Source organism: Bradyrhizobium lablabi, from assembly GCF_018131005.1.
GTDB lineage: Bacteria > Pseudomonadota > Alphaproteobacteria > Rhizobiales > Xanthobacteraceae > Bradyrhizobium > Bradyrhizobium lablabi_D.
In genome coordinates, this window is the sequence record NZ_JAFCJK010000017.1 from 15971 (window position 1) to 27220 (window position 11250).

Genomic DNA, 11250 nt, shown 5'->3' on the forward strand with positions numbered 1-11250 from the left:
GCAGCCGCGCACTGCGCGCAGGCAAATGCGCTCGAAATCGACGGGTCGGGTAGCCCTATTGGCGGGCCGCGCGGGCTGGCCCCGGGATCTGTCCGCCGAACTTCGAAGGCCCTGTGCCGCTGAGACTTGTTGGACCTGCCGCCGTACCGTTGGGAGCGCTCCTCGCGGACGATCCGTACGAGTGGTAGTGGTGCCGTTTATGGCTATGGGCGAGCGAGGCCGAGTTGCTCAATGCAAACGCGGCTGCAAGCACGATGGGGGCTATGGTGGCAAGCTTCACGCCTTCCTCCTCCGAGTTTGGTCTCCCTCACCAAACAAAATGTCCAGCAGGAGATTTGTTCCTTTCAGCTCGCCATGACCATTTGGTGAAAAACTATGCGGATGAGCCCGAGCGCTCGCCGGTGGTCGACGACGCGACCCTCTTGATCGACTGACCATTTTGGTTTGAATTTGGTGTGCGCGTTATCCTCTTGATCATCTTTCTCCCGGAAGTCTTATTCCGGTCTGACTGGTCTGAGACCGGAAGTTATACTCCGGTCCGATCTAATTTCAGGAGTGGCTTGTAGATGGCTGACTGATGGTGGCCGCGGTGGGCGACGGCGGACGCATCGAGAACTCGATTTGCGACGCATCAATACGGCAAAGTAGGAATGGAGCACACTGTGCTTAGCTTGCAGGAGGGATCGATGGCGATCAGAGACATTCTGCTGACGCTAAGAAGCTACCCGGACGCCACGCCGGCATCCGTGATCGATGACGCAGTGTCGTTGGCATCGGCACTTGGCGCCCATATCGCGGCGATCTCGTATGAAGCCCATGTTGAAGTTCCCGGTAGCCTGATTGGCAGCTCGCTTGGCAATGTTGGCGGGATCATCGCCAGGGAGGCCGGCAAGAGCCGAGAGGCTGCGGCAGGTCTGCTGGCGGCCTTCCAAGCAATGGCGGGCAAGGCGAGCTTATCCAGCGAAACCATCATGGAAAAGTGTCGCACGCAAGATGTGTCATCCCTGCTGGTAGACTATGCCCGGCTTCGCGATCTGACGATCGCCTCGGTGCCGGAATTCGACGATCAGTGGCACGCCGAGGCGATTATATTCGGCTCCGGCCGACCGATCCTGGTACTGCCGGAAAGCCGATCGAAGCCCTTTGAGCTGAGGACGGCCGTTGTGGCCTGGGACTTCAGTCGCGCGGCTGCGCGCGCGGTTGCGGACGCAATTCCATTGCTCGAAAGAGCACGAAACGTACGGATCGTCACGGTCGAGAACGAGAAGACGTTTGGCAGCAAGCACTCCACCGAGGCATTGGCCACAAACCTTGCGCGGCACGGCATCGAGATCGTCGTGGAACGCATCGATGCCGCGGGGCGGCCGATCCACGAGGTGCTCGAGGCAGCGGCTTCGTCCTGCGCGGCTGACTTTCTGGTGATGGGAGCTTACGGACATTCTCGCTTGAGGGAATTCATTCTCGGAGGAGCAACGAGAAGCCTGCTCTCGAAGCCACCACTTCCGATCCTGTTTTCACACTAGGCATTATCGGTTTCTGTTCTCTTCACGCGAACCAGCATCCACTTCGCTCCAAAGTGCGATCAGGCGCCGTAACGGCAGCATCGTTTCAGCTTGTCGAAGCGATTGACGCGCGCATGCAGGCGAGGCAGCCCCCGCTAACCTTTGGCCCGATCCTCCCAATCGTCCCACTCGACGTCATTCATTTCCAGGTAACGGGAAACGGCAGCGCCAATGGTTGGGAAGAAGTACTTTTCGCCGAGCAGTGCAACCAAGCCAAATCTCTTCAGCTTGTCCTTGACGGGGTCCTTGAGCTCGGCAAAGCAAAGCTCGATGCCCCGCGCTTGCAACGCAGCGTCCAGTTCGGCGACGATATCTCCGGCCGTAATGTCGACGCTGGTGACCGGTTCGGCAGCAACGACCAGCCAACGCGCTTGTGTCGGTGATTTCGCAACCGCCTCGAGCGCGCGCTCCTTGAAGAATTCAGCATTTGCGAAGAAGAGAGGCGCGTCCCAGCGAAACAGGACCAGTCCGGGGATCTGACGCGCAGCCGGATATCTGGTGATGTCGTGATAGCCTTTAACGCCGTCGGCGCGTCCCAAAACGGCAAAGTGCGGACGCCAGCCGTCCCATAGGAATTCGGCGATCGCGATGGCGATGGCGAGACATACTCCCGGTATCACTCCGAACACTGCTACACCGATCAAGCAGGCGATCGACAGCCAGAACTCCCACTGCTGAATGCGGTAGATTCGCTTGAGGTCGGTGACCTCAATCAAGCTGATCGCCGCGGCGATCACCACGGCGGCCAGTGCAGCCTCGGGCAAATGCTGGAGAAGATTTGGTGCCGCAAGCAGGAGGAGGGCGATGGCAAGCGCGCCAACGACGCCGGTGAGTTGGGTGCGGGCGCCCGCGGCTTCTGCAACTGGAGTGCGCGAGCCGCTGCTGCTGACCGGAAAGCCGTGAAAGAGGCCGGTTGCCAGATTGGCCACGCCGAGTCCCACCATCTCCTGGTTTGGATCGACACGGTCGCCCAACCGAGCGGCATAGGCACGCGAAAGTACGCTGGTGTCGGCGAACGACACCAGCGCGATCGCGCAACCGCCGACCAGGACCGGGACTAGATCACTGTAATCGATCCAGGGAATGGCGAACCCCGGCAGACCCTGTGGCAGAGGACCCAGGACCGTCACGCCGTGGCGGGCTCCCAGGTTGAACATGCCGACAACGACTGCTGCTCCGACCACTGCGATCAGAATGCCTGGCATCCGCCTGTTGTTCTGCAACAGCAGAATCACGATCAACGTGGTGAGCCCAATTCCAGATGCGACCAAGTTCACTCTTCCTTCGAAGATCGCGCCGGCGATCCTCCACAGGCTCCGCATTGGTCCTTCGCTCTCGATAGAGAAGCCGAGCAACTTTGGAAGCTGACTGATCAATACAGTCAAGGCAATTCCATTCATGTAGCCGTAGCGTATCGGCTTGGAGAGAAGCTCGGTCACGAAACCGAGGCGCGCGATGCCTGCGAGAATGCAGACTACCCCCGAAACGATAGCCATCATGCTTGCCAAGGTTATGGTGCGAAGCGGATTGCCACCGGAATGCGGAACGACGACGCTGAGGATGACGGCCGCCAGAGCCGAGTCCGGGCCCAGGACGAGGATACGGCTTGGACCGAATACCGCGTAGGCCAGTAGCGGGACGATCGTCGCGTATAGACCGTAGATCCCCGGCAAACCCGAGGCTTCCGCATACGCAATGCCGATCGGCACCAGCATCGCCGCGAGTACGAGCCCCGCAACGCAATCGTGCCGCAGCCACTCGGCCTCATAGCGACTGAAAGCGTCGAGCCCTGGCAGCCAGTGCAGCCAATGCTTCATTTGGCGATCCCTCCCAAACCGGGCCGCGCTCGCAAGCCGCGAGGCATAGATCTCGGTGTTGCGCGAACGGGTCCCCATCAGCCACACGCCTTCAATAATGTCGATGGGAGCCAGCGTGCCCTGGAAAGCCGTCTTTGAAAATTCAGGACCGTGCCCAGGATAGATGCGGAGGTTCGGCCCCGGCGAGTACCGTGGGCGCTTGCAGGGAGCAATCCGCAGGCATGCTCGGTGTCAATGCGACATCATCGTCGGCACCGTCATGCAGTGCAGCATATCCCGAGTCACACCGCCGAGGAGCCGCTCCTGCAAGCGTGAGTGCCCGTATCCGCCCATCACGAGCAGATCAAGTCGTCGATCTGCGGCGACGGAAAGGATCGTCGGCTGGATTTCGGAACGTGCGGAGGGAAATCTCACCAATTCCGCGGTCAAGTCTTTTAGCGCCAAGTGCCGGACCAACTGTTCCGGGCGGACTCCATCCGGGATCGCACCGGAGTCGTCGATCGTGATCACCGTGAGCGCCTCCGCCTTCTCGATCAACGGCATTGCGTCCCGCAATGCGCGGCTGGCGAGGCGACTTCCATCCCAGCAGATCCCGATGCGTCGTGGCGAGAATGGCCCGCGGAACGTGTAGGGCATGAACAGCACGGGGCCGCCTGACTCGAAGAGGAGTTCCCTGGAAAGGTCGTTGTCGAACGTCGATCCTTCGAAATCGGGTTGCAACGCAATCGTGAGATCATGCAGCCGTGCCGCCGCGCTTGCGATGGCGAGCGCTTCTACTGGAATGGCGCTGATCGTGCGGCAGTTGTAGTGCAGTCCCGAATTCCTGGCGCTCGTCTCAAACACGTTAATTGCAGTTTCCGCGCGCTCGATCGCATGGATGCGCTGTTCCTCGAAGACCAGAGTCGTGGCCGGGATCCCCGCGGCCCCGATCGGAATATGTGCCGGCTCATAACCGATCGCCAACGCGTCGATGCGAGCCCTGCAGGCCATGGCCAGGAAGATCGATCCGTCGACGACCGGCTGAGCCGGTCGTTCGGAGGGTACAAGTGCCAGCAAGCTCCTGAACATGGTTGCTCCTTTCGACCAGCAGGGAGTGGCATAGAAGCAGGAACTGACCTTTGGCGTATTGATCCAGGTCAGGAAGTATCGCGTTGAGGGTTGACGTGCATCAAGCGCGGGCGAGGTCGTCGCTGTAGAATCGCGAACGTGGCCAGGAATTCGATGGAGGATGTCATGTTAGCCGCCGACGTCATGCGAACCTCGTTCGCGACGATTAGATCGGGCGCGCCGTTGCTCGATGCCGTCCGCCTCTTGCTTGAGACCAATCAACGCGGCTTGCCGGTGCTCGACGACACCGAATCCCTGGTTGGCGTGATTTCCGAGGGCGATTTTCTTCATCGCCGCGAGCTGGGAGTGCACCTCCCCGAAGGGTTTTGGGTCGAATGGCTGGTTGGAAGAGAGGAAGGGCAGCTTGTCCGTGAGCGGGCCAGAGCCCTTCGCGTTGATGCCGTGATGAGCCGCAAGCCCGTCTGCGTCGACGAGAAGGCTACCGTAAGCGAGATCGTTGCCGAAATGGACAATCATCAGATCTCGCAGGTGCTCGTGGTTCGCGACCGGCGGGTCGTCGGCATCGCTGGCCGCGTGCAGTTGCTCGCGGCGCTTGAGCGATGTCTCAGAAAATCGACCACGTTGGATCGATGATGATGATGCCGTAACGTGTTTGATCAGGATCAAAAGCTCCGGGTTCCGGTCGGTCCATTATGAGTTTCCATCAAAGGAGGCAACACTGCCATGACGCGCAACGTTGGACGCCTCGATCAGTACGTCCGGATCGTCATTGGCCTGGCTCTGATCGCCTATGCAGTGAAGGATGGCTCGCTTGGACCGGGTTGGCTGGTCGCGGGAGCGGTGGGTTTGGTTCTGCTTGCGACTGCCTTCATTTCGTATTGTCCGCTCTACACCTTGTTGGGAGTGGACACACGGCGCAGGCCCGATCCTGTCTGAGAGCTCGGCGACGATTATGGACATGAACCTGACTCTTTCCGGGCTGCGGGCGCGACTCAATCGTCTCGATGAAGGGACTATTCTAAGAATCTCGGAACACGATTACGAGCGGCTGTTTGGGATCAACCATTTTGCGGCAGCTCGCGTCGCTCAATTTGCCAAGGAGCACAATTGTCTGACTGTCCCGGGAACGGACGCGGTGTATTTTCGAAAACAGTTCGATGACCCTGCAATTCGACCAAAGCCCGTTGATCTTGACCCTCATCAAGGCCGAGACCTCTAAACCGATGTTAAATGGTTGTGGTTAGGTTCTGGAGACAGCCATGACGAAGATTTTCATCAACTGCGGTAGCAGACAGGATTGCCAAGATCGCGGAGCATCCACAGGGCGCCGTAGAAAGCGACCTTCTCGCGACTGATATGGCGTCGCGACTTATCAGGGCGAACCGATATGCTGTCTCGCTCTTCAGCAGCGCGCGAAACGTGCTGCTGGACGAAATGTTCTTCGTAGGCGATGAAATTGTCGAGCGGATCGTCGCCGACACCTCGATCTTCAACGAGTTGCTCGCCAAGCTGGCGCAAGCGCACTCGATCCGGGACTACGGCACCGTGTACCAGGAGTGCACTAGACATCAGTTGGAATTCATTCGCCGGGACATGGAGCGGATCCTGAAACACAGCGATCGTACGATGGGCAACACCGCAAAGTTGTTCGAGACTTGGCGGAGCAACGGAGCATCTTCTCCGTTGGAGGAAGTTGGGAAGCGGGCGTAGGGCCCGCACGCCGAATCGGGGGCAGACAGCCCGGCTGTGCAGACGCGCGAGATGAGCGTCGAATGCCGAAGCGACGCTCCGGATCAGGAATTCCGTGCCACTGCTTACTGACAGCGGTCATCGACCACGGTCACACCGGTCACGGCGCCATCCGCGATGAGGGTTGCGCTCGCGGGAAATCAATTGAGGCGGACTTGTGCTCTTGGCCTTCTTACGCCGTGGTAAGGCGATTGAGCATCGCACGATTGCGCAGCTCAACCCGGCGTGAGGTCGGCAGAGCAATCACGCCGCTCTGCTCAAGTTGGGTGAAAGTGCGTGAGACCGTTTCTATCGTCAGGCCAAGGTAGTCGGCGATATCCTGTCGCGACATGGGAAGCTCGATGGCGGCATTCTTTTTGGCACGGCGAGCCATATCGAGCAGGAATCCGATTACCCGCTCCTCCGCGCTGCTGATCAGAAGCATCAGATGTTCCTGAAAGCGGCGCAGCTCCAACGCCGTAGCGTCCCAGAGCTGGCGCGCGAGGTCCCTTTCGTGGCTGGCGCGCACGATGAGCGCGTTCCGCTTGACCACCATGACCTGGGTTTCGCAGATCGCCTCTGCCGAAGAGATGTGGGTATCGCTGGCCTCGAAGCCGAAGATGTCTCCAGGCAGGTAAAACGCAGCGATCTGCCGACGCCCGTCCTCCAGAATCTTGTAGGTTCGCACAGCGCCTGACACAACCTGATAGAGGTATTCCGCAGCCTCGTCCTCGCCGTAGATCTCGGTATTCCGGCCGAACCGCATTGGCGTCCCGATCATCCCGAACGGCCCCTGGCTGCGAGCTTGCTCGCGCAAGACGCTGGTTGGATGACGGCTGATCTCGAGAGAAACGGCGGCCTCGGTCTGCATGGCGGCACTCCATCGTGGGAAGATCGATAGACGGAGATTGACCGCTGCTAACGAACCGGGAAACTTGGATGTTTCCCCTAAGTAGAAGCCACTACGTAATGATACGTAGGCCGCCGCGCGAAAGCGCCTTCATTTGGCGCGACGACCTTCGTCGCTCGGATCGTCCGGCACTACGCCAAACGTCCTCAGCACGGTGGTTCTGGTTTCCGGATACCCGGTGCGGACGATTGCGACCGCACCCGTATGGCCGAATATCTTCCACAAGTGCTTGGCGTGCTCTATCGCGGACGCGGGGGTGGTGCATTTGAACTGTTTGCCAGCGACGAGTCCATGATCGGTTAGGTCGTACGGAACCGCAATGAAATGCGTGATCTCATCCATGGATGTTTCTCCGGAGCTCCTCAGCTCATCTTAACGCTGGGCGCGTCACCGCACGAGAGGCGTTGATGGGCCGCGTGGGTCTCCGCCTTCCTCGGTTGGACGCCCATCAGCAACGCTAGGCCGCCTTCTCTGGAGGGTAGGAGGCGCGCGTACTGGCTTGATCCTGGTTTTGCTGCTCACGTTGCCAACGCGTGGTGCTGCGGTCGACCAAAGCCAGCACGAGAGCGAAGGACGAGAAGATCAAGCAGACGAGCGCGACGACGATCAGTGAATCCATCGGCATGTTGCGGTATTCCTGTTTCTGGCTAGCCGGCAGCCTTGATGTCCTCGGGCGATTCGACGTAGTAGCCGGAGTAACCGTCGACGAAGCAGAGATGATCGTGAACCTCTTTGACGCCTGACATGTTTTCGGCCAGCACGATCGCGGCCTGGCGTGCGCGTTCATCGAAGATCAAGCCGTATAGGTGCACGACGCCATTGCGCACCCACACCTGGAAGCCGGCAGGTCGCCAGGCCGTGGCACTGATGTCGCGCACGATGCGGTCGCGGATGTGACTGTCGTCGGCGGTCGGGTCGGGGACGTCCCGCGCCATTGAGGCAACCGCCTGCAAAATGTCGGCCCTGGTGACGATACCGACCATGGTCTTGTCGTTCACAACCGGCAGTCGCTTCACGCCGTGCTTCTGCATGAGATGCACGATTTCATCGAGCGGCGTCTGTTCTTCGACCGTGATCGGATTCGTCGTCATCACATCTTCGACCTCGCGGCCCCGCTCATGGACAAAATCCGTGGCCGCGCGGCCGACGCCCGTGAAGAGCTCCAGCCAGGCCGAACGTTTGCGTCCGGTACCGATCTCGGCGCGCTGCAGGAAATCTCCTTCGGACACCATGCCCCTGAGAGTGCCATCCTCGTCCAGCACCGGCAGGCCGCTGACGTGACATCGCAACATGATGTTGGCGGCCTCCAGGATCGATGTATGCGGGCTGACGCCTATGACGTGCTTGGTCATGATCTGATGCGCGCGCATGTCGGACCTCCGAGTTGGAAAGCCGAATAATAGGACCGTGTGCGCGCGACACATTGACCTGGCTCAACGGCCCGCTTTACCGCTCTCCAGCGATTTCAGGAACAGGATGAAATCATTGACCTGGTCCGGCTCGAACCTGAACTGGGGCATCGTCGGATGGCCAGTGACAATTCCTTCCGCCAGTGCTTCTTGCAGCATTTCGACCGGGTAACGCTCGTGCAACGTTCGGAACGGCGGCGCGATCTTCAGCGGGCTCGGGCTCACCTTGTCGATGGAGTGACAGCGGGCGCAGTAGACCCCCGCGAGGCGGCGGCCCTGTTCCTGGTCGGCGTCGGCGGGTGTCGGCAGTGCGCCGATCGCGGCGACTGCGATCAGGCCGGTGCCGATTGTATGCAGAAAGTACCTGGCGGCATGTCTCATGGGCAGTCTCATGCTTAGTGCGACATCAGGACCGGAACAGTCATCGCGCGAAGCATGTCGCGCGTTGCGCCACCGAGCAGCGTTTCCTGCAGGCGGGAGTGGCCGTATCCGCCCATCACCAGGAGATCCAGTGTTTCGTCCGTTGCGATCGACAGCAGGATCGGCTGGACCTCTGACCGGGATGCCGGGAGCGACGCAACCTTTGCAGGAAGCCCCGACCTTGCGAGGTACTTCACCAAATGGTCGGCGGAGTCCTCCGGCGGGACAGTGTCCGAGGAGATGATGGTGATGATGGTTAGGGCATCGGCTTCGCGCAGCAGCGGCATCGCGTCGTGCACCGCGCGCGCGGCCAGGCGGCTGCCGTCCCAGCAAATTCCAATTCGCCTGGCGCAAAACGCACCGTGAAAGGTGTACGGCATGTACAGGACGGGACCGCCGGCCTGGAACAGAATATCCTGGGGGATGGTGTCATCGTAGCTGTCATGGTGGGTCTGAGGCTGTGTCACGACGGTCAGGTCGTGGAGTCGCGCATTTGCGCAGATGATCGCGCTTGCTTCGACGGGAGGTGCACTGACCGCGCGGGTCGCGTAGGAGATATCCGCGTTCCTTGCCTCGAGATCAAAAACGCGCAATGCCGCTTCGGCTCGCTCAAGCGCCTGCGCATGTTCGGCCTCGAAGATCGCAGCGACGGCCGCGCCGCCTTCGACAAGTGCAAGATTGGTCATCGCGTAGCCGATCGCGATCGCGTCGAGATGTGCGCCCGTGCTGACGGCAAGCGAGATTGAGCCGTCCACTGCGGGCCGCAACGACCGTTCCGTGGGAATGTGAACCAGTATGTTCCTGAACATGGCCGTTCTCCATGGATGAAATCGTTGTTGTCCATCAGAGCACGGGTCGGCGCGAGACATTTTGATCCGCCTCATAACGCTTGTCGATATATTTTAAGGGAGGTCAACCTTGCGGCACGCCCGGCAACACTTTCGCCTCCAGCGATGGCGAATTGCGATGCGGGATCGGTTGCTCGCTGGCGTCCGATGGCTGCGTTTGAGCGTCCCGATCAATCTAGTAGCCCTCGAGGTCGGCATGGTGGCCGTTGCACACCACAAGCAGCAGTCCCATCGCGGACAGGGCCGAGACCGACGCCGCGATCGACGCGACGGCGCTTACGACGAAGGCCGCCTCGAACCGCCGGATCGATTGCGGCTCAGTCGAATCGCCGCTTCATGGAGTCCTCCTATTGACGCGGAGGCGGCAGCACGTTCCCGCGGCTTCAGGAATCCCGCATGGAATACGACGGAAATCCCTGGGCCAACGTGCGTTCGGCTCGTTCGATCATGGCTTCAGAACAGCGGCGCCGAGGACCTTGCCGTCGCGCAGGCGCGACAGGGCCTCGTTGGCCTGGTCAAGCGGGAAAACGGTGACGTGAGTCCGGATACCGACCTTAGCCGCGGCCTCCAGGAAGTCGACGCCGTCCTGGCGGGTGAGGTTGGCGACCGAGACGATCTGCCGTTCGCCCCAGAGAATGCTGTAGGGAAAGCTCGGAATGTCCGACATGTGAATGCCGGCGCAGACCACGCGCCCGCCCTTGCACACCGCGCGCAATGCGAGCGGCACAAGCGGGCCGGCGGGCGCGTAGATGATTGCGGCATCGAGCTCGACCGGTGGCCGGTCTTCCGAGGACCCCGCCCAGCATGCGCCGAGCGACCGCGCCAAATGCTGTGCCTCGGTATCGCCCGCGCGCGTGAAGGCGTAGACGGCCCGTCCTTGCGCGCGGGCGACCTGTGCGACGATGTGTCCGGCCGCGCCAAAGCCGTAGATGCCGAGGTTCTTGCCGTCGCCCGCCATCACCAGGGAGCGCCAGCCAATCAGGCCGGCGCACATCAGGGGAGCAAGTTCCGCATCGCCCCCTTGCTCGCCGATTGGAAAACAATAGCGCGCGTCCGCGACCAGATGGCTCGCGAAACCGCCATCCCGCGTATAGCCGGTGAATTGCGGGTGATCGCAGAGATTCTCCCTGTCGGCGCGACAGTAAGCACAGTGCCCGCAAGTCGACCCGAGCCAGGGCACGCCGACGCGCATGCCGAGGTGAGAACGATCGAGGCCGTCGCCCACTGCGTCGATCCGGCCAATGACTTCATGCCCTGGAACGATCGGGTACGCAATGTTTGGCAGCTCTCCGTCGACGACATGCAAGTCTGTGCGACAAATGCCGCAGGCACTGACCTTGACACGCACCTCGCCGGGACCGGGAACAGGATCCGGTCTTTCCACACGTTGCAGCGGCGCGCCGCGGGCAGGCAGGGTCATCGCATACATGACGGAACTCGCTCGTGATCTCTGCACCATGTCACATGGGGCCGCTTTGATCTCGGTCA

The 11250-nt window shown here is 60.8% G+C and carries 14 protein-coding genes; 4 read left to right on the forward strand and 10 right to left on the reverse strand.

Annotated features, from left to right (window positions below; genetic code table 11):
* Positions 1–686: 686 nt before the first annotated feature.
* Positions 687–1523 carry a universal stress protein gene (locus JQ553_RS31960; protein ID WP_212504052.1) on the forward strand — a complete coding sequence of 279 codons (837 nt, stop codon included), beginning with the start codon at positions 687–689 and terminating at the stop codon, positions 1521–1523.
* Between the two features lie 134 nt (positions 1524–1657).
* On the opposite strand, the gene JQ553_RS31965 is transcribed toward JQ553_RS31960, so the two are convergent.
* On the reverse strand, positions 1658–3379 hold the full coding sequence (locus tag JQ553_RS31965; protein WP_212504053.1) for a SulP family inorganic anion transporter: 1722 nt from the start codon (positions 3377–3379) through the stop codon (positions 1658–1660).
* A gap of 231 nt (positions 3380–3610) precedes the next feature.
* Positions 3611–4342: a universal stress protein gene (locus JQ553_RS31970; protein WP_249144741.1), complete on the reverse strand. Its 732-nt coding sequence runs from the start codon at positions 4340–4342 to the stop codon at positions 3611–3613.
* Positions 4343–4630: 288 nt separating this feature from the next.
* On the opposite strand from JQ553_RS31970, the gene JQ553_RS31975 reads away from it, so the two are divergent.
* The 3 genes from JQ553_RS31975 (at position 4631) to JQ553_RS31985 (ending at position 5666) form a co-directional block, all read left to right on the forward strand.
* A complete protein-coding gene (locus JQ553_RS31975) occupies positions 4631–5080 on the forward strand; it encodes a CBS domain-containing protein (RefSeq protein WP_249144759.1) in 450 nt (149 codons plus the stop codon).
* 90 nt (positions 5081–5170) lie between these two features.
* Complete coding sequence (locus JQ553_RS31980) at positions 5171–5383, forward strand: DUF2892 domain-containing protein (RefSeq protein ID WP_212504055.1); 213 nt, start codon at positions 5171–5173, stop codon at positions 5381–5383.
* Between the two features lie 22 nt (positions 5384–5405).
* A complete protein-coding gene (locus JQ553_RS31985) occupies positions 5406–5666 on the forward strand; it encodes a hypothetical protein (RefSeq protein ID WP_212504056.1) in 261 nt (86 codons plus the stop codon).
* A 56-nt stretch (positions 5667–5722) separates the two neighbouring features.
* Here the strand turns inward: JQ553_RS31985 and JQ553_RS31990 are convergent, their stop codons facing one another.
* The 8 genes from JQ553_RS31990 to JQ553_RS32025 all read right to left on the reverse strand — a co-directional run bounded on the left by JQ553_RS31990 (position 5723) and on the right by JQ553_RS32025 (position 11191).
* Positions 5723–5965 carry a hypothetical protein gene (locus JQ553_RS31990; RefSeq protein WP_212504057.1) on the reverse strand — a complete coding sequence of 81 codons (243 nt, stop codon included), beginning with the start codon at positions 5963–5965 and terminating at the stop codon, positions 5723–5725.
* A 403-nt stretch (positions 5966–6368) separates the two neighbouring features.
* Positions 6369–7046, reverse strand: coding sequence for a helix-turn-helix domain-containing protein (locus JQ553_RS31995; RefSeq protein ID WP_212504058.1), 678 nt, complete (start codon positions 7044–7046; stop codon positions 6369–6371).
* A 129-nt stretch (positions 7047–7175) separates the two neighbouring features.
* Positions 7176–7427 (reverse strand): hypothetical protein, encoded by a 252-nt coding sequence (locus JQ553_RS32000; protein WP_212504059.1) that lies wholly within the window; start codon positions 7425–7427, stop codon positions 7176–7178.
* Positions 7428–7542: 115 nt separating this feature from the next.
* Positions 7543–7710, reverse strand: a complete 168-nt coding sequence (locus tag JQ553_RS32005) for a hypothetical protein (RefSeq protein WP_212504060.1) — start codon at positions 7708–7710, stop codon at positions 7543–7545.
* A 22-nt stretch (positions 7711–7732) separates the two neighbouring features.
* Positions 7733–8455, reverse strand: a complete 723-nt coding sequence (locus JQ553_RS32010) for a CBS domain-containing protein (RefSeq protein ID WP_212504061.1) — start codon at positions 8453–8455, stop codon at positions 7733–7735.
* A 63-nt stretch (positions 8456–8518) separates the two neighbouring features.
* A complete protein-coding gene (locus JQ553_RS32015; protein ID WP_249144742.1) occupies positions 8519–8875 on the reverse strand; it encodes a cytochrome c in 357 nt (118 codons plus the stop codon).
* A gap of 14 nt (positions 8876–8889) precedes the next feature.
* On the reverse strand, positions 8890–9723 hold the full coding sequence (locus JQ553_RS32020; protein WP_212504062.1) for a universal stress protein: 834 nt from the start codon (positions 9721–9723) through the stop codon (positions 8890–8892).
* Between the two features lie 484 nt (positions 9724–10207).
* Positions 10208–11191, reverse strand: a complete 984-nt coding sequence (locus JQ553_RS32025; protein WP_212504063.1) for a zinc-dependent alcohol dehydrogenase family protein — start codon at positions 11189–11191, stop codon at positions 10208–10210.
* Positions 11192–11250: the final 59 nt, after the last annotated feature.